This is a genomic window from Janthinobacterium sp. 75, assembly GCF_004365495.1.
Classification (GTDB): Bacteria; Pseudomonadota; Gammaproteobacteria; order Burkholderiales; family Burkholderiaceae_D; genus Janthinobacterium.
The window spans coordinates 4070059-4087605 of record NZ_SORD01000001.1 but is presented as its reverse complement, the minus strand read 5'-3'; the positions used below and the strand labels follow the sequence as shown (position 1 = coordinate 4087605).

Here is a 17547-nt window from a genome sequence, read left to right as displayed (position 1 = left end):
GACGGCTGTGTTCGCAGGCGATTCGCCTTGGGGAGCGGCTGGCACTATAATATCCGCTGCCATTCATGATCAACCGCACTCAGCTCAACTGGACTCTTCAAATCTATGCATTACGTGTCTACCCGCGCTGATAAAGCGCCTTTGCAGTCGCAACAGTCATCTTTGCAGCAATTTTCCGACATCCTCCTGGGCGGCCTGGCCCCCGATGGCGGACTGTATCTCCCAGAACACTACCCGCAAGTCACTGGTGCCGAGCTCAATGCCTGGCGCACATTGTCGTATGCCGACCTGGCATTCGAAATCCTGAAGAAGTTCGCCACCGATATCCCGGCCGCGGACCTGAAGGCACTGACGGCGAAAACCTATACCAAGGCAGTTTACAAGAACGCCCGCGCCGGCGAAAACGCGGCCGACATCACGCCGCTGCGCGTGCTCGAAGAAAACGTCGTCAAGGGCGGCCAGACCACCCTGATGCTGCAGGCGCTGTCGAACGGCCCGACCCTGGCCTTCAAGGACATGGCCATGCAGCTGCTGGGCAACCTGTTCGAATATACCCTGGCCAAGCACGATGCCGAGCTCAATATCTTCGGCGCCACGTCCGGCGACACGGGCAGCGCGGCTGAATACGCGATGCGCGGCAAGAAGGGCATCCGCGTCTTCATGTTGTCGCCGCACAAAAAAATGAGCGCCTTCCAGACGGCGCAGATGTTCAGCCTGCAAGATCCGAACATCTACAACATCGCCGTCAAAGGCGTGTTCGACGACTGCCAGGATATGGTCAAGGCCGTGTCGAACGATTTGCCGTTCAAGGCGAAACAGAAAATCGGCACCGTCAATTCCATCAACTGGGCTAGAGTCGTGGCGCAAGTCGTGTATTACTTCCGCGGGTACCTGGCGGCCACCACCAGCAATGAGCAAAAAGTGTCGTTCACGGTGCCGTCTGGCAACTTTGGCAATATCTGCGCCGGCCATATCGCCCGCATGATGGGGCTGCCGATCTCGAAACTGGTGGCGGCGACGAATGAAAACGACGTGCTCGACGAATTCTTCCGCACGGGTGTGTATCGTGTGCGCAAGTCGGCCGAAACCTACCACACGAGCAGCCCGTCGATGGATATCTCGAAAGCGTCGAACTTCGAGCGTTTCGTCTACGACCTGGTGGGCCGCGACAGCGAGCGCGTGCGCGCGCTGTTTGCCAAAGTGGAAACGCACGGCGGTTTTGACTTGTCCGGCAAGCCTGGCAGCGATGGCGACGAGTTCAAGCTGGTGGCAAAATATGGTTTCAAATCTGGCAAGTCCACGCACCAGGACCGCCTCGACACCATCCGCGACGTGGCCGACGACTACGGCATCACCATCGACACGCACACTGCCGACGGCATCAAGGTGGCGCGCGAGCACCTGGAGCCGAACGTGCCGATGATCGTGCTGGAAACGGCGCTGGCGGCCAAGTTCAACGAAACCATCCTCGAGGCGCTGGGCGTCGACGCCGAGCGCCCGGCCGGCTTCGAAAACATCGAGGACTTGCCGCAAAAGTTCGACGTGATGGATGCCGACGTCGAGAAAATGAAGGCGTACATCGCCGCCAACACGGGACTGTGATGACAGACGCCAGCACTGTACGCAAGCCGATGCTGTCGGTGGCCGAGGCGCAAGCCTTCATGCTGGGCGCGGCGCGTCCGGTGGCCGAGGTGGAGCATATTGACACCATGCGCGCCAATGGCCGCGTGCTGGCGACGGCGCAAACGTCGACCCTGAACGTGCCCGAACGCGACAACACGCAAATGGATGGCTACGCCGTGCGCGCGCAGGATTGCGCCAGCGGCGCGGCCATGCTGGCCGTGTCGCAGCGCATCGCGGCTGGCCACGTGGGCCAGCCCCTGCAGCCGGGGACGGCGGCGCGCATCTTTACGGGCGCCTTGCTCCCGGACGGCGCCGATTGCGTGGTGATGCAGGAGCAGTGCACCTTGCTTGAGGGCGTGGTGACGGTGAATCACGTGCCGCAGGCGGGTGAATGGGTGCGCCGCCAAGGCGAAGATATCCGCGCCGGCGGCGAGATCCTCGGTGCAGGGCGGCGCCTGCGCAGCCAGGAAATGGGCCTGGCTGCCTCCGTGGGCCTGGCCCAGGTGCCCGTGCTGCGCAAGCTGCGCGTCGCCGTCTTCTTTACGGGCGATGAACTGGCCATGCCCGGTGAACCCTTGGCGCCGGGCGCCGTCTACAACTCGAACCGGTTTACCCTGCGCGGCCTGCTGGAAAACCTCGGCTGCGAGATCACGGACCTGGGTATCGTTCCCGACAGCCTGGAGGCCACGCGCGCCGTGCTGCGTCGGGCTGCCCAGGGCAATGATTTGATCATCACCTCGGGCGGCGTGTCCGTGGGCGAGGAAGACCATATCAAGCCGGCCGTGGAAGCGGAAGGGCGGCTGAACATGTGGCAGATCGCCGTCAAGCCGGGCAAACCGCTGGCGTTTGGCGAAGTGCAGGATGCGTTCTTTGTCGGCCTGCCCGGCAATCCCGTGTCCAGCTTCGTTACCTTCCTGCTGTTCGTGCGTCCGTTCATCCTGCGCCTGCAGGGCGTGGCGGGCAATCTGGCGCCGCGCAGCTACAGGCTGCCGGCTGCGTTTGAACGCCTGAAGGCGGACAGGCGCAACGAGTTTTTGCGCGCCAGGATCAATGAGGAGGGCGAACTGGAACTGTTCGCCAACCAGAGTTCGGGCGTGCTGACGTCCACCGTGTGGGGTGACGGCTTGATCGATTGCCCGCCGGGGCTGTCGATTGCGCGCGGCGACATGCTGCGTTTTATCCCGTTTAACGAATTGCTGTACTAAGGAAGTATCGATGAAGATCAATCTGCGTTTTTTCGCCAGCGTGCGCGAGCTGGTGGGCACGGGCCAGGAAGTGCTGGAGGTGGCCGGGCCGCTGACGGTGGGCGAGGTGAGAACCCTGCTGATCGCCCGCGGCGGCAACTGGGAATATGCGCTGGCGCAGGGCCGTGCGCTGCGCATGGCGCATAATCAGGTGATGTGCGATGCCGATACCGTGATTGCGGAAGGCGATGAAGTGGCATTCTTCCCGCCCGTGACGGGTGGCTGATCGGGCTTGCCCAAATGAAACGGCCACTTCATCGAAGTGGCCGTTTTTTCATGAGGACTTGGTTTTCCGCTTGCTGGCCGGTGTATCGCTGCAGGTGGCGCAGGCGATGGCTTTCTTGTAGCGCCAGTATTTCGAGCCGATGAAGATGGCCGACGCCACCAGTGACCAGGCCAGGGCACTGAGGATATCGGCCTGGCTGGTCGTGCCCTTGCTGTACTCGACCACTGAAAGGATGATGAATAAAATCGAGCTGGCCAGCAGATAGCGGGAAATCCAGAATCCTGCACCCATGTGTTTCTCCTCTTGTCGTCTCATTGTCTCGTGAAGTCAAAGTACTGATCGCTACAGCATGTCCGCGCAGTATGCATCATTTTTCGGCATTATTGCCATCCCCTGGCCTTATCTCGACTAAAATGCCGGGGTTTTCAGCGTCTTCCCTGCTTGCCATGACCAACTCCAGTTCCCCTCCGTTTCACATCGCCGTCATCGGCGGCGGCCCCGCCGGCCTGATGGCCGCACAGGCGGCCGCCGACCAGGGCGCGCAGGTGGAATTGTTCGACGCCATGCCGTCCGTCGGCCGCAAATTCCTGCTGGCTGGGCGCGGAGGCATGAATATCACGCACGCGGAAGGCTATCAGGCCTTTGTCTCGCGCTACGCCAGGCAGGCCAGCCGCCTGAAACCGGCGCTGGACCAGTTTGGCCCGCAGAGGGTGCGCGATTGGGTGCACGGCCTGGGCGTGGACACCTTCGTCGGCTCATCGAACCGCGTCTTCCCCACCGATATGAAGGCCGCACCCTTGCTGCGCGCATGGCTGCACCGCTTGCGCGAAGCGGGCGTGCAATTTCACATGCGCCACCGCTGGACGGGTTGGCGGGACGGCCAGCTGGCCTTCGCCACGCCGGACGGCGAACGCCTGCGCTCCTTCGACGCCGTGATCCTGGCGCTGGGTGGCGGCAGCTGGGCGCGCCTCGGTTCCGATGGCGCCTGGGTGCCTTTGCTGCAAGGGCAGGGCGTGGCCGTGGCAGCGCTGGCGCCGGCCAATTGCGGCTTCGACGTGGACTGGAGCGAACATTTCAGCAGCCGTTACGCGGGCGAGCACCTGGCCACGGTGGCCATCACGGCGCATGACATCGACGGCTTGACTGTCAAGCGCCAGGGGCAGTGCGTCATCACGGCCGGCGGCGTCGAAGGCGGCCTGATTTATGCGCTGTCGGCCGCACTGCGCGAGCAGATCGCCGCTGAGGGCCACACCACCATCTGGCTGGACCTGGCGCCCGACCACAGCCATGAGCGGGTGTTCGAGGAAGTCACGCGCCCGCGTGGCGCCCGTTCCATGTCCAGCCATCTGCAAAGCCGGCTGGGCATAAAGGGCGTGAAATCGGGCTTGCTGCGCGAATGCCTGGGCGCGGCCGACTTTGCCGACGAGGCCAGGCTGGCTGCCGCCATCAAGCTGCTGCCCGTCAACTTGCAGCGCCCGCGCCCCATCGATGAAGCCATCAGCAGCGCCGGCGGCGTAGACTTCGATGGCATCGACGGCAGCATGCTGCGCGCCATGCCGGGCGTGTTTGTCGCCGGTGAAATGGTGGACTGGGAAGCGCCCACGGGCGGCTACCTGCTGACGGCCTGCCTGGCGCAAGGCAAGGCGGCCGGCGAGCAGGCGGTCAGTTGGCTGGAAGGGAATTCTTGAAATTACAACAGCATTTGGTCGTTCGCGCCATCATTAATGCCAGATGATGTCGCCTGATCCGCTTTTCTGCGCATCGCGCTGGCGCGGGTTGCCGTGGACGTGGATGTCGCCGCTGCCGCGCAAGGTCAGGTTGGCGGCGTCGCGCACGAAGACGGTGCTCTGACCCGAGCCTTGCAGGCTGACGCTGGCCTTGTCGGTGGCCAGATGCTCGGCATCGATGTCGCCTGAGCCGCTCAAGTCGGCGCGCAGGAATTTCGTGTTGCCGCTGGCGGCGATACGCCCGGAACCCACCATTTCCAGCACCACGCTATCGCTGTTGCCGCCATTGATGTCGAGGTCACCGCTGCCGTTGACCGTCGCTTGCACCTGCTTGTAGCGTCCCGTGAAGCTGACGTCGCCCGAACCCGTCAATTCCAGGATGAAACTATCGCCCGAAAATCCCGTGATCTTGCTGTCGCCATTGCCGTGCACTTCCAAGCGCACGAGCGATGGCAGCACCAGTTCCACCTGTAACGGCTGGCGATGGTGGAAGAGCATGCCTTTCTGGCCGATATGCAGGGTCGTGCCGTCGGCGGTGGTCGCGACGTTCGACAGCAAACGCTGCTCGCCGCTCACCTTCATCGATGGCATGGCGCCGCGGCGCAGCACCAGGTCGATGGGGCCGGCCAGGTCGATGCTGTTGATATCGGCGGAAATCGGGCGCGTTTCGCTGCGCACGGCGCGGCCGGCAGCGCTGCTGGGATTGCTGATTCCCTTGGCGCGCAGCGCCGCATAGGACATGGCGATCAGGACCATTGCCAGCAGCAGCATGGACAGGCCAACTTTGAGCAAGCGTTTCATGGCAGCCTTTCTAGTGACCTTTGAGCAGGGAGACATTCATGGCGATGTAGCGCTTGATACCGATCAAGGTGTAGCGCGTTACCACCAGACTGAGCAGGAAGATGGCGATGCCGCCGAGCAGCATGCCCACGCCGAAGACGGTTTGCGTGGTGCGCGCATCGCGGTCCATATCGGTGGAGATGCGGATGCCGCCTCCGGCCAGCGCTTCGGCCCGTTCCATCATGCGCGACGACGCACCAGGCGCCTCGGGTTCGGACTCAGCTTTGACGGGGCCGGGCAGGTGATCGACTTCGATGCCCGTGTCGCCGATGGTGATGCGTGTCTCGCGGCGCTCGCCGCCATCGTCGTCATGGATGAAGACGTGGCGCAAGGGGCCGTCGAGCACCAGTTCGTTGGCGCCGGACAGGCCGCTGGCCGTGATGGCGATGCCGGCCAGGTAAAAGCTCAGGCCCACGGCATACAGGGTGGCCAGCAGGGCCGCGTAGACGGCGGCAGGCACGACCATGAACAGGTTGAAGATGGCCAGGCCCACCAGCGAGACGAGCAGGCGCAGCAGGTTGACGGGGGTTTTTTTGTGTTCGAAGGCCTGGCGGTGTGTGCTGTTGCGCAAGGTCAGGGCGATTTTCTTCGGGTCGCCCAGGTCGTCGGCCATCTCCTGCTCGCTGCGGCCGGCCGCAGCGCCTTCGATGAAGGTCTGTTCGTAATAATCGAGGGTCTTGGCCACCAGATCCGGTGGCAAGCCTGCCAGCGCGCGCCGCAGAGAGTCGAGATAGTCTTGCTTGTTCATCATATTCTTCCTGTCCGTCCGCTTCGCCGCCTCAGCCCACTGCTGGCAGCAACATGCTTGCCTGGCTCAGCAGCAATGGCGCTTGTGGCGCCTGCTGACCGTGTATGACGATCAGGGTGGCCAGCGCCACGCAAGCCAGCAGCGCCAGGGCTTTCAAGCTGTTTTTCAAGTGCAAGGTGGTGTGCATGGTATTCCCCGTGGCATGGCCGTTGTCGATGATCAGACTGTACCCAAGCACACGCGAGCGCACCAGCGCGGTGCGACAGAATGCAATTTCGCAGGGGCGAGCGACACCAGGGGAGGATGCACCGTCAAGTCTACTTTGCCACCTTGCCCGCGGTGACGGCCTTTGCCGCCGCCACGCCGCTGCGCACGGCCGCCTCGATGGTGGCCGGATAGTCTTGCGTTCGGTCATCATTGGCCGTGTAATCGCCCGCCAGCAGCAGGCCCGGCATGCCGCTGGCGTTGCCGGGACGCAATAAATCCGGCGTGCAGGCAAAGGTGGCGCGTTTTTCCGTGATCAGCTGGGTCCAGATCGGTTGTGCCAGTTGCGCCCGCTGCAATACCTGCGCCAGCTGCGCCGCGATGGCTTGCGCCAGCGGCCCATGGCCTTGCTCGGCGGCAGGGCCGGAGGCGCTGATGACAACGGCCAGCAAGCCCGCCTGGCGCGCGTCGAGCTGACCCCGGTCGAAGACGAACTGGCCCCAGTGCTGCCGCTCCGGCGCATCGACAAGGGCGTAAAACGGCAAGTCCAGGCGCACGGTGGCGTCGTATTGCAGGTAGCAGGTGCTGATGGCTTCCGGCGTGAAAGCTTGTATGCGGCTAATGACGTCGTCGAGGCGCGGATCCTGCAAGCCTTGCAGCAGGCTGGCCGCCTGCACGGACGAGGTGGCCACGATGACGCCATCATAGTGCTCGCCATCATGGCCGCCGTCATCGAGCCGCCAGCGGCCATCGGGCAAGGCGTGCAAGGCGGCCACCTTGGCGCCCGTGCGCACTGCGCCGCCATGCTGGACCAGATATCGGGCGGCGGCCTCGGGAAACAGGGCACTCAGGTTTGCTTTCGGGATCAGCATGTCGGAGGCGCGGCGGCGGCTCGCGCCCAGGCTGTCTCGTAGCACATTGATGAAGACGCGCGCCGAGGCCCGCTCGGGCGGCGTATTCAGTGCAGCCAGGCACAGTGGATACCACATCAGCCGGTTCAGGCGGTCCGTCTGGTCAAAGCGCTGCAGCAGTTCGCTGACAGTGCAATCGTTGTACAGTTGCCAGCCCATCCACCGCATGGCGGTGGAAAAGCGCATCAGAGCGAGCTTGTCGGCGCGCAGCAAGCCCTGGGCGCGCAGCAGGGCCCATGCCAGGTGCAGCGGCGCGGGCAGGCGCGGCGCGACGAAATCCATACCATCGGAACCGGGCGGATAGCGCATCTGCAGGGGCAGGGTGAGGATCACTTCGGCCGGGTCTTGCCCCGCCAGCTTGATCAGGCGCAAGGTTTCCGTGTAGGCGCCCAGCAAGATGTGCTGGCCGTTGTCGAGGACAGTGTTTTCTCTCTCGACCCGGCGCGCGCGCCCGCCCAGGGTACGCGCCGCCTCGAAGACGGTGACGGCATGGCCGGCGCGCGCCAGTTCCATGGCCGCCGCGCAACCAGCCCAGCCGGCGCCGATGACGGCGTAGCGTTGCTTCACGCTACTCTCAGCCACGAACCCAGGTCTTCCAGGCCAGCCACAGTTTGCGGATCGGCGTGAGCGAAATGCGCTGTTTCAGCACGTGATAGCCGTCGCGCTCGACTTCATTGAGCACGGTACGGTAGATGGCCGCCATGATCAGGCCCGGGCGCTGGGCGCGGCGGTCCTCGGCTGGCAGGAGCGCAAACGCTTCGTCATACGCCTTTTGCGCGCGCGCTACCTGGAAACGCATGAGATTTTCAAAGTTTTCGCTGTGGCGCGCGTTCAGCAGGTCGGCCGCCGTGACATTAAATTGCTGCAACTCGCTGATCGGCAGGTAGATGCGCCCCTTGCGCGCATCTTCGCCCACATCGCGGATGATATTGGTCAGCTGGAAGGCGTGACCCAGCTTTTCCGCGTACAGCAGCGTTTCCGGGCGCGTCGCGCCAAAGATGCTGGCCGACAAGATACCGACCACGCTGGCCACGTGCCAGCAATAGCGGCTCATGGCCTGGTAGTCGAGGTAGCGGGTCTGGTTCAAGTCCATTTCCATGCCGTCGATGATGGCCTGCAAATGCTTTTCTTCCAGCTTGTAGGTGTCCAGATGGGGCTGCAGCGCGCGCATCACGGGATGCGTGGGATTGCCCTCGTACATGGCCTTGACTTCCTTGCGCCACCAGACCAACTTGGTGCGTGCCACGGCTTCGTCCGTGCATTCATCGACCGTGTCATCGACTTCGCGGCAGAAGGCATACAGGGCCGTGATGGCCTTGCGGCGCTCCGCAGGCAGGAACAGAAAGCTGTAGTAGAAGCTGGAGCCGCTCTGGGCGGCCTTTTGTTGGCAGTATTCGTCGGGAGACATAGTCAAAAGAGCAAGGGTTGCAGATCGAAGCCGCTATTCTATCGTCTTACAGAGTGGGCGACGGGGGAAAAGCCGTTTTTACTTGCGTCTCTTGATGCAGGCTTTTGCGCGACATGCGCAGCGCGCGCCAGAAAATGATCAGCCAGTCGCGTTTCTCCAGCTTGGGGCGGCGCCGGAACACGTCGTAATTGACCGCTTCGATGGCTTCGAGGATGCGCAAGCCTCCTTGCACCACGAGACGCAATTCCCAGCCGATGCGCCCCCGCAAACGCAGGGCCAGCGGCGCGCCGGACAGCATCAGGGCGCGCGTGCGGGCCACTTCGAAGCGCATCAGGGCGCTCCACTTGCCGTGCGCCTCGGGCCGCTCAAAGGAGGCGGCGGAGACGGCAAAGCGGGTCAGGTCTTCCATCGGCAGGTAGATGCGCTCCTTTTGCTGGTCGATGGCGACGTCTTGCAGGAAATTAATTAGTTGCAAAGCTGAGCAAATCGCATCGGAATCGCGTACATTCTGTTCATCGGCCGCACCGTACAGGTGCAGCATCAGCAGCCCCACCGGGTTGGCGGAACGGGCGCAGTAATCGAGCACGTCGTCGTAGCTGGCATAGCGCGTCGTTTCCACATCCTGCTTGAAGGCCGACAACAGATCGTAAAACGGCTTGAGCGGCAGCTGGAATTTGGCGATGACGGCGGCCAGGCGTTCAAACATGGCGGCGTTCTCGCCCGCATGGCCTTCGTGGCGGGCTATGCGGCCCAACGCCTCTTCGTAGGCGTGCAGGGCTGCCAGGCGTTCGGCCGGCGTGGCGTCGCCTTCATCGGCCAGGTCGTCGGCGCTGCGGGCGAAGGCATAGATGGCCTCGACAGCGGGCACCAGGCGGCGCGGCAGCAGGAATGATGCAACAGGAAAATTTTCGTAATGGTCTACAGGCATGAACACACTTCTCTAGTCTTGCGTTTGTCCGGCACCCTGCCAACGCAGGAAGCGCCAAACGTTGTACGTCTCAAGATTAATGACGCAAAAGTCACTAAAAGCTTTTGCGCACGATTATAATTAATAACCAGAAAGTCATTAGGGGGAATCGCTCCCTGTCATGACCAAGCTGATATTGTCACAAATTTAAGGATATCGTGTGCGAAAAAGTTTGGCTAGCATCACTTAGCAAGCGAAAAGTTTCCTCACGCAAAAATCTAACAGCCCGCATAGTAAAGGAAAATACCTTGTTTGCCCTGAAAACCCTGCGCCGCGAGACCGGCGCACCCGCACTGCCCGCTCTGCGGCTGATTGCCGCCGCCGCCCTGGCACTGACCCTGGTGGCCTGTTCCAAGCCGGCCGTCAAAGTGGAAGATGTGCGCCCCGTGCGCGCGATGGTGTTGTCTAGCAGTAATGTTGACGTCAGTGCGGAACTGGCGGGCGAGGTCGTGCCCCGCGTCGTGTCGCAACTGGGTTTCCGCGTGGGCGGCAAGATCGTCGCGCGCAAGGTCGATGTGGGCGCCAGCGTGAAAAAGGGGCAAGTGTTGATGCAACTCGATCCCGTCGACTTGCAGCTGTCGCAAGCCCAGGCCAAGGCGTCGCTGGTCAGCGCGGAAACGAACCGCGACCTGGCACGCGCGGAATTGAAGCGCTACCAGGATTTGCGCGCGAAGAATTTCGTCAGCCAGGCTGTGCTTGATGGCAAGGATGCCACTTACAAGGCGGCGCAGGCCAACGTGGAAGCGGCCCAGGCCCTGCACCGCGGCCAGGCCAACCAGTCCGGCTATGCCAGCTTGCTGGCCGACGTCGATGGCGTCGTCACGCGCATCGAGGCCGAGGTGGGGCAGGTGGTCGCGGCTGGCACGCCCGTGGTGCAGGTGGCCAAAAGCGGCGAAAAGGAAGTCGTGATCGGCCTTCCCGAAGACAAGGTCGAGACCTTGCGCAGCGTCAGGGATGTGGTGGTGCGCCTGTGGGCCGATCCGAAGCAGGGCTGGCCGGGCAAGATACGCGAAGTGTCGCCCGTGGCCGATGCCGCCACGCGCACTTACCTGGCCAAGGTCAGCATCCCGGACGTGCCGCAAGCGCGCCTGGGCATGACGGCCGTGGTGCAGTTCGCTTCGCAGTCGGCCACGCCGCAGATCAAGGTGCCGCTGACGGCCCTGTTCAATGAAAAGTCGCAAAGCTCAGTATGGGTGGTGGAAAACGGCGCCGTGAAACTGGTCCCGGTCACCGTGGGCGGCGTGGCGGGCAATGAATTGCTGCTGACCTCGGGCGTGAAAGCGGGGCAGACGGTGGTCACGGCCGGCGTCAACTTGCTCAAGCCTGGGCAGAAAGTCTCTATCCTTGGCGCAGAACTGGCCAGCAAGCCGGATGTGGCCGCCGCCGCAGTCAGCGTGGGGGCCGGCAAATGAAGGGCGGCTTCAATCTGTCTCGCTGGGCCCTCGAACACATCCCGCTGACGCGCTACCTGATGGCCGTGCTGCTGATCGGCGGCATGCTCAGCTATGCCAGCCTCGGCCAGGATGAAGATCCCCCGTTTACCTTCCGCGCCATGGTCTTGCAAGCGTACTGGCCCGGTGCAACGGCGCTGCAGATGGCCGAGCAGGTGACGGACAAGCTGGAAAAGAAGCTGCAGGAAACGCCCTACATCAATGAAATCACCAGTTATTCGAAGCCCGGCGAAACCCTGATCTTGCTGGAGCTGCGCGAATCGGCGCCGCCCAAGGAAACGGCGGCCGCCTGGTACCAGGTGCGCAAAAAGATCGGCGACATCAAGGGTGCCTTGCCGGCCGGCGTGGTGGGACCGTTCTTCAATGACGAGTTCGGAGACACCTACGGCTCCATCTTCGCCCTGTCCGGCGACGGTTTTACCTACGCTGAAATGAAGGATTACGCGGACAAGGTGCGCCAGGAGCTGCTGGCCGTGGGGCAGGTATCGAAGGTGGAACTGTTCGGCGTGCAAGACGAGAAGATCAATATCATCTTTTCGCACAAGAAATTTGCCCAGCTGGGCATTCCTTTTGACGCCATCGTGCAGCAATTGTCCGAGCAAAACAGCATCAACGCCACGGGCGTGCTGGTGACGCCGACAGACAATCTGCAAGTGCGCGTGACGGGCGCCATGGTCACCGTCAAGGATCTGGAAAACCTGGAGCTGCGCGCCAACGGCACGACCTTCCGGCTCGGCGACTTTGCCACCGTGAAACGCGAATTCGTCGATCCGCCGAAGGACAAGATGCGTTTCAATGGCAAGGAAGTGATCGGCCTGGGCGTGTCGATGGAAAAGGGCGGCAACATCATCGACATGGGCAAGGCCTTGCAAGCGACGGTGACGCGCATGAAGAGCGAATTGCCGGTGGGCATAGAGCTGCAGCGCGTGTCGAACCAGCCGGAAGCCGTGTCCGCCTCCGTGGGCGAGTTCGTGCATACCCTGATCGAAGCCATCCTGATCGTACTGGCCGTCAGCTTTGTCGCGCTGGGCCTGCACACGAAACCGCTGCGCATCGACGTGCGGCCCGGCCTGGTGGTGGCCCTGACCATCCCCCTGGTGCTGGCCGTCACCTTCCTCTTCATGCGCCTGCTCGACATCGACTTGCACAAGATTTCCTTGGGCGCCCTGATCATCGCGCTGGGACTGCTGGTCGATGACGCCATCATTGCCGTCGAAATGATGGTGCGCAAGATGGAAGAGGGCATGTCGCGCTTCGACGCGGCCACGTTCGCCTACACGTCGACAGCCATGCCCATGCTGACGGGCACCCTGATCACGGTGGCGGGCTTCCTGCCCATCGGCATGGCCAAGTCGGCCGCCGGCGAATACACGTTCTCCCTGTTCTCCGTCAATGCGCTGGCCCTGATCATTTCCTGGGTGGTGGCCGTCGTCTTCACGCCCTATATCGGCTACGTCTTGTTGAAAGTGAAACCGCACGCGCATAACGACCATGAATTGTTCGATACGCCGAACTTCCGCCGCTTCCGCCGTGCCGTCACCTGGTGCGTGGAATGGCGCAAGACGACGATCGCCGCCACCCTGGTCATCTTTGCGCTGGGTATTTATGGTTTTAACTTCATCGAAAAGCAATTTTTCCCCGATTCCAGCCGTCCTGAATTGATGGTGGAGCTGTGGTCGCCCGAGGGCACGACCTTTGCCGCGAATGAAAAGCAGGTGAAGAAATTCGAGGCCTATGTGGGCAAGCTCGACGGTGTGGACAGCGTGACCAGCTATGTAGGCACGGGTAGCCCCCGTTTCTACCTGCCGCTGGACCAGATCTTCCCGCAGACCAATGTGTCACAAGTGGTGATCTTGCCCAAGAGCCTGGCGGATCGCGAGCAACTGCGCCAGAAGATCATCGATGTCTTCAAGAAGGATTTCCCGGAAGTGCGGGGCAGGGTAAAACTGTTGCCGAACGGGCCGCCCGTGCCGTATCCCGTGCAATTCCGTGTCACGGGGCCGGAAGTGGCGGGCGTGCGCACCATTGCCGACCAGGTCAAGGACATCTTGCGCGCCAATCCGAACACTCTGGGCGTCAACGATAACTGGAACGAATCGGTAAAAGTGCTGCGCCTGGACCTGGATCAGGACAAGATGCGCGCGCTGGGCGTCACTTCGAAAACCGTGATGCAGGCGGCCAATACGATTCTGTCGGGCACCGTCATCGGCCAGTTCCGCGAAGACAATAAGCTGATCGATATCCAGGTGCGCCAGCCACTGGAAGAGCGGGCGACGATATCCGTGCTGAATGACACGAATATCCCGACGGCAACGGGCAAGTCCGTGCCCATCTCGCAGCTGGCCCGCGCGCATTTCGTGTGGGAGCCGGGCGTGGTCTGGCGCGACAAGCGTGAATGGGCCATTACCGTGCAGTCCGACGTGGTCGACGGCATCCAGGGCGCGACGGTCTCCACGCAGCTGGCGCCGCAGCTCGACGCCTTGCGCGCCAAGATGCCGGCCGGCTACCGCATCACCGTGAAGGGCGTGGCGGCCGACAGCGGCGAGGCGGAAGCATCGATCGCGGCCAACCTGCCGCTGGCCATCTTCATCATCTTCACCTTGCTGATGCTGCAGCTGCACAGTTTCTCGCGCTCCCTGCTGGTGTTCCTGACGGGCCCGCTGGGCGTGGCGGGAGCCGCATTTGCCTTGCTCCTGCTGCATCGCCCGCTGGGCTTTGTGGCCAACCTGGGCGTCATCGCGCTGTTCGGCATGATCATCCGCAACTCCGTGATCCTGGTCGACCAGATCGAGCAAGACATCAAGGATGGCTCGGCCCCCTGGGATGCCATCATCGACTCGGCCGTGCGCCGTTGCCGCCCCATCGTGCTGACGGCCGCCGCCGCCGCACTGGCCATGATTCCTTTGTCGCGCTCCGTCTTCTGGGGCCCGATGGCGGTCGCCATCATGGGCGGCCTGATCCTGGCGACGGCCTTGACCTTGCTGTTCCTGCCGGCCCTGTATGCGGCCTGGTTCCGGGTCAAGAAGCCGGAGCCGGTGAGTGCAAAAGAGGGCTAGGGACAGGCGCCATGGTATCAGCATAAAAAAGGCGGCATTCCTCTGGGAAATCCAGTAGAATGCCGCCTTTGCTTTAGCGCGGGCTTGCTCGACAAGTCCAAGGTAGCCAGATCGTTCCCGAGTTGTTAAAATCAGTAACGGCAGGTGTGTAGCCTGCGGCAAGTAGTACGAAATGCGGATGTGGTGGAATTGGTAGACACGCTGGTCTTAGAAGCCAGTGCTTCGGCTTGGGAGTTCGAGTCTCCCCATCCGCACCAATCCGGGTTGTTTCAGCCCGGACGTGCAGCACCATCAAGTTGTTCTTCAGCCTCGTTGCAGGCATCTTTTTTGTTTTCCTGTTGCCTTTGCTATATTTCCGTCGTTCGGGATGTCTTCGTTTGCACTTTTTTTGCCAGAGATCGGGCGGCGGTGCAGGAGCCGGGCGGAGATTTGCCTGGAAAATGGCCAAATTGAGGTAAATCAAAGGTTTTTTGCCCGAAATCTTCGCCAAGAGCGCATTTCTTTGTTTCGGACGGAGCGACAGTTCGCATATACTAATGAACGAAGCAGGCTGGAAAGCCTGTCTCTGGCGAAATAAAGAATGCCGGGGCAAGAGTAAAGACAGGGCCATCCAGGCTGTGGCGATTCGTTCGCCGCCGCTGGCATCCTCTGTGGTCGGGCTGCAAAGCCAGCCACTTTCCCGAAGTCCTTTGTTATAATGCCACGCTTTACCGAATGATGGCCGGCCTTGCATTTACTTGGAAGCAAAGCTGGACGCTCGGAGCCCTGTCGCAGTACTGGAAGCGGCGGATTGTTTGGTGCCTGGTGCGGGTTTTTCCCTCAGCCGGGTAGACCAGGTCCATCGTCCTGTTTTCCAGTACTTTTACAGATGAATATGCGAGCGAGTGAAGCTGGACCCATGTCTTGCCGCCAGTGATGGCGCAAGGGGTCGGGTCTTCTTTTCTCGCACCAACAGTGTTTATTTTTTGGACGATTTTTTACATGGCAACTGCAGTCGAAACCTTGGGCAAACTCGAACGTCGTATCACGATCTCCTTCCCGCTGACGGACGTCCGCACGGAAGTTGAGAAGCGCCTGAAAGTGCAAGCCCGTACGGCTAAGGCACCGGGCTTCCGTCCGGGCAAAGTGCCGTTGAAAATGGTCGCAGCACAATACGGCTACCAAATTGAATCGGAAGTGCTGAATGACAAAGTCGGCCGCGCGTTCAACGACGCCGCCAACGAAAACAATCTGCGCGTGGCCGGTTTCCCGAACATCGTGCCGAAAGAAGAAGCAGCCGAAGGCCAGCTGGCTTTCGATGCAACCTTCGAAGTGTATCCGGAAGTCGCCATCGGCGACCTGACGGCTGTTGAAATCGAAACCGTGCAAGCCGACGTGTCGGAAGCCGAAATCGACAAGACCATCGACATCCTGCGCAAGCAGCGCGTGCACTTCCACACCAAGGGCGAAGCTGGCGAACACGGCGACGGCGGTGAGCCGATCGCTGCCAACGGCGACCGCGTGACCGTCGACTTCGTCGGTTCTATCGATGGCGTTGAATTCCCGGGCGGCAAAGCTGAAGGCTACGCTTTCGTGCTGGGCGAAGGCCGCATGCTGCCAGAATTCGAAGCAGCGACCCTGGGCCTGAAAGTGGGCGAGTCCAAGACTTTCCCATTGTCGTTCCCTGAGGATTACCATGGCAAGGACGTGGCCGGCAAGACCGCCTCGTTCACCATCACCCTGCAAAAGCTGGAATGGGCGCACCTGCCGGAAGTCAACGCTGAATTCGCAAAGTCCTTGGGCGTTGCCGATGGCGATCTGGCCAAAATGCGCGAAGACATCAAAGTCAACCTGCAACGCGAAGTTGCTGGCCGCGTAAAAGCACGCAACAAGGAAGCCGTCATGGACGCGCTGATCAAAGTTGCTGAACTGGACGTGCCAAAAACGCTGATCGCTCAGGATTCCGAGCGTCTGGCCGAAATGACCCGTCAAGACATGGCGCAGCGCGGCATGAACGTCAAGGACGTGCCTTTCCCAGCAGAACTGTTCGCAGAAAAAGCCGAGCGTCGCGTACGCCTGGGTCTGATCCTGTCGCAACTGGTGGGCGACAACAAGCTGCAGGCAACGCCTGAGCAAGTCAAGGCGCAAATCGAAGATTTCGCTCAAAGCTACGAAGATCCACGCGAAGTGCTGAAGTACTACTACAGCGACCGTCGTCGTCTGGGTGAGATCGAAGCCCTTGTATTGGAAGAAAACGTCGTCACTTACGTGTTGGGCCTGTCGAAAGTCACGACGAAAGCAGTTGCTTTCGACGAACTGATGGGAAGCAACGCACAAGCGTAAACCAGTTGGTATTGGGATGCCATTGTTGCTGAAAAGTAATGGTGGTATCCCCTAACTGCTTCACAAGGAAATGAAATGACAGGTATGAACCGTAATCCAGCGCTGGACACAGAGATGCTCGGCCTGGTGCCGATGGTGGTGGAACAAAGCGGTCGCGGCGAGCGCTCGTATGATATTTACTCGCGCCTGCTGAAGGAACGCTTGATTTTCATGGTCGGCCCGGTCAATGACCAGATGGCCAACCTGGTGGTCGCCCAGTTGCTGTTCCTGGAAAGCGAAAATCCGGAAAAGGAAATTTCGCTCTACATCAACTCGCCAGGTGGTTCGGTCTCGGCCGGCATGGCCATCTACGATACCATGCAGTTCATCAAGCCGGACGTCTCGACCCTGTGTACGGGCATGGCTGCTTCGATGGGCGCTTTCCTGCTGGCCGCTGGCGCCAAGGGCAAGCGTTTCTCGCTGCCGAACTCGCGCATCATGATTCACCAGCCGTCCGGTGGTTCGCAAGGCATGGCGTCCGATATCGAGATCCAGGCAAGGGAAATCCTTTACCTGCGCACCCGCTTGAACGGCATCATGGCCGAGCGCACGGGCCAGTCGATCGAACAGATCGCCAAGGACACCGACCGCGACCGTTTCATGTCCGCCGACGAGGCCGTTGAGTATGGTTTGATCGACAAAGTGTTGACCAGCCGCGCTTGATGAGCCCCTACCGGTATTGCTAAGCTTGTAAGTAAACGCCCGGGCGATCAAACGTTCGGGCGTTTCGCTTTTATTTCGGGTAGCATGGAGCTTGTGCACGTTGTTGGCTTGCGCCATG

Annotated in this window: 15 protein-coding genes and 1 tRNA gene; 9 read left to right on the top strand and 7 right to left on the bottom strand. The window is 61.5% G+C overall.

The window, feature by feature from the left end; translation table 11 throughout:
• Positions 1 to 105: 105 nt before the first annotated feature.
• Genes thrC through moaD form a run of 3 tightly spaced genes read left to right on the top strand, consistent with a single transcriptional unit; the run spans position 106 to position 3093 of the window.
• On the top strand, positions 106 to 1602 hold the full coding sequence (gene thrC / locus C8C89_RS18640) for a threonine synthase (RefSeq protein ID WP_133991675.1): 1497 nt from the start codon (positions 106 to 108) through the stop codon (positions 1600 to 1602).
• On the top strand, positions 1602 to 2828 hold the full coding sequence (glp, locus tag C8C89_RS18635; protein ID WP_101481158.1) for a gephyrin-like molybdotransferase Glp: 1227 nt from the start codon (positions 1602 to 1604) through the stop codon (positions 2826 to 2828). Before thrC ends, glp begins: the two co-directional genes overlap by 1 nt.
• Positions 2829 to 2838: 10 nt before the next feature.
• Positions 2839 to 3093, top strand: coding sequence for a molybdopterin converting factor subunit 1 (gene moaD, locus C8C89_RS18630; protein ID WP_101481159.1), 255 nt, complete (start codon positions 2839 to 2841; stop codon positions 3091 to 3093).
• Positions 3094 to 3141: 48 nt separating this feature from the next.
• Here moaD and C8C89_RS18625 read toward each other — a convergent pair whose 3' ends face one another.
• Positions 3142 to 3384 (bottom strand): hypothetical protein, encoded by a 243-nt coding sequence (locus tag C8C89_RS18625; RefSeq protein WP_133991673.1) that lies wholly within the window; start codon positions 3382 to 3384, stop codon positions 3142 to 3144.
• 155 nt (positions 3385 to 3539) lie between these two features.
• On the opposite strand from C8C89_RS18625, the gene C8C89_RS18620 reads away from it, so the two are divergent.
• Positions 3540 to 4781: a TIGR03862 family flavoprotein gene (locus C8C89_RS18620; RefSeq protein ID WP_133991671.1), complete on the top strand. Its 1242-nt coding sequence runs from the start codon at positions 3540 to 3542 to the stop codon at positions 4779 to 4781.
• Between the two features lie 33 nt (positions 4782 to 4814).
• On the opposite strand, the gene C8C89_RS18615 is transcribed toward C8C89_RS18620, so the two are convergent.
• From C8C89_RS18615 to hpnC, 6 genes are all read right to left on the bottom strand, one after another.
• Positions 4815 to 5621: a head GIN domain-containing protein gene (locus C8C89_RS18615; protein ID WP_101481162.1), complete on the bottom strand. Its 807-nt coding sequence runs from the start codon at positions 5619 to 5621 to the stop codon at positions 4815 to 4817.
• Positions 5622 to 5631: 10 nt separating this feature from the next.
• A complete protein-coding gene (locus C8C89_RS18610) occupies positions 5632 to 6411 on the bottom strand; it encodes a DUF1700 domain-containing protein (protein ID WP_243858091.1) in 780 nt (259 codons plus the stop codon).
• Between the two features lie 28 nt (positions 6412 to 6439).
• A complete protein-coding gene (locus tag C8C89_RS27065) occupies positions 6440 to 6595 on the bottom strand; it encodes a hypothetical protein (protein WP_166674794.1) in 156 nt (51 codons plus the stop codon).
• Positions 6596 to 6725: 130 nt separating this feature from the next.
• Positions 6726 to 8090: a hydroxysqualene dehydroxylase HpnE gene (gene hpnE, locus C8C89_RS18605; RefSeq protein ID WP_347876598.1), complete on the bottom strand. Its 1365-nt coding sequence runs from the start codon at positions 8088 to 8090 to the stop codon at positions 6726 to 6728.
• Positions 8091 to 8097: 7 nt separating this feature from the next.
• On the bottom strand, positions 8098 to 8931 hold the full coding sequence (gene hpnD / locus C8C89_RS18600; protein ID WP_133993504.1) for a presqualene diphosphate synthase HpnD: 834 nt from the start codon (positions 8929 to 8931) through the stop codon (positions 8098 to 8100).
• 46 nt (positions 8932 to 8977) lie between these two features.
• Positions 8978 to 9859, bottom strand: a complete 882-nt coding sequence (gene hpnC / locus C8C89_RS18595) for a squalene synthase HpnC (protein WP_133991667.1) — start codon at positions 9857 to 9859, stop codon at positions 8978 to 8980.
• Between the two features lie 287 nt (positions 9860 to 10146).
• Between hpnC and C8C89_RS18590 the strand changes: the two genes are divergently transcribed.
• The 5 genes from C8C89_RS18590 (at position 10147) to clpP (ending at position 17429) form a co-directional block, all read left to right on the top strand.
• Positions 10147 to 11310, top strand: a complete 1164-nt coding sequence (locus C8C89_RS18590) for an efflux RND transporter periplasmic adaptor subunit (protein WP_133991665.1) — start codon at positions 10147 to 10149, stop codon at positions 11308 to 11310.
• Positions 11307 to 14405: an efflux RND transporter permease subunit gene (locus C8C89_RS18585; protein WP_133991663.1), complete on the top strand. Its 3099-nt coding sequence runs from the start codon at positions 11307 to 11309 to the stop codon at positions 14403 to 14405. The genes C8C89_RS18590 and C8C89_RS18585 overlap by 4 nt, the downstream gene beginning before the upstream one ends.
• Before the next feature lie 174 nt (positions 14406 to 14579).
• Positions 14580 to 14662, top strand: a tRNA-Leu gene (locus C8C89_RS18580).
• A 724-nt stretch (positions 14663 to 15386) separates the two neighbouring features.
• Positions 15387 to 16727 carry a trigger factor gene (tig, locus tag C8C89_RS18575; protein WP_101484527.1) on the top strand — a complete coding sequence of 447 codons (1341 nt, stop codon included), beginning with the start codon at positions 15387 to 15389 and terminating at the stop codon, positions 16725 to 16727.
• A 75-nt stretch (positions 16728 to 16802) separates the two neighbouring features.
• A complete protein-coding gene (gene clpP, locus C8C89_RS18570; protein ID WP_071077480.1) occupies positions 16803 to 17429 on the top strand; it encodes an ATP-dependent Clp endopeptidase proteolytic subunit ClpP in 627 nt (208 codons plus the stop codon).
• Positions 17430 to 17547: the final 118 nt, after the last annotated feature.

What these genes read in the sequence shown, in the direction of transcription:
- thrC (WP_133991675.1), top strand. Translation starts at nt 106, where the DNA reads ATGCATTACGTGTCTACCCGCGCTGATAAAGCGCCTTTGCAGTCGCAA.
- glp (WP_101481158.1), top strand. Translation starts at nt 1,602, where the DNA reads ATGACAGACGCCAGCACTGTACGCAAGCCGATGCTGTCGGTGGCCGAG.
- moaD (WP_101481159.1), top strand. Translation starts at nt 2,839, where the DNA reads ATGAAGATCAATCTGCGTTTTTTCGCCAGCGTGCGCGAGCTGGTGGGC.
- C8C89_RS18625 (WP_133991673.1), bottom strand. Translation starts at nt 3,384, where the DNA reads ATGGGTGCAGGATTCTGGATTTCCCGCTATCTGCTGGCCAGCTCGATT.
- C8C89_RS18620 (WP_133991671.1), top strand. Translation starts at nt 3,540, where the DNA reads ATGACCAACTCCAGTTCCCCTCCGTTTCACATCGCCGTCATCGGCGGC.
- C8C89_RS18615 (WP_101481162.1), bottom strand. Translation starts at nt 5,621, where the DNA reads ATGAAACGCTTGCTCAAAGTTGGCCTGTCCATGCTGCTGCTGGCAATG.
- C8C89_RS18610 (WP_243858091.1), bottom strand. Translation starts at nt 6,411, where the DNA reads ATGATGAACAAGCAAGACTATCTCGACTCTCTGCGGCGCGCGCTGGCA.
- C8C89_RS27065 (WP_166674794.1), bottom strand. Translation starts at nt 6,595, where the DNA reads ATGCACACCACCTTGCACTTGAAAAACAGCTTGAAAGCCCTGGCGCTG.
- hpnD (WP_133993504.1), bottom strand. Translation starts at nt 8,931, where the DNA reads ATGTCTCCCGACGAATACTGCCAACAAAAGGCCGCCCAGAGCGGCTCC.
- hpnC (WP_133991667.1), bottom strand. Translation starts at nt 9,859, where the DNA reads ATGCCTGTAGACCATTACGAAAATTTTCCTGTTGCATCATTCCTGCTG.
- C8C89_RS18585 (WP_133991663.1), top strand. Translation starts at nt 11,307, where the DNA reads ATGAAGGGCGGCTTCAATCTGTCTCGCTGGGCCCTCGAACACATCCCG.
- tig (WP_101484527.1), top strand. Translation starts at nt 15,387, where the DNA reads ATGGCAACTGCAGTCGAAACCTTGGGCAAACTCGAACGTCGTATCACG.
- clpP (WP_071077480.1), top strand. Translation starts at nt 16,803, where the DNA reads ATGACAGGTATGAACCGTAATCCAGCGCTGGACACAGAGATGCTCGGC.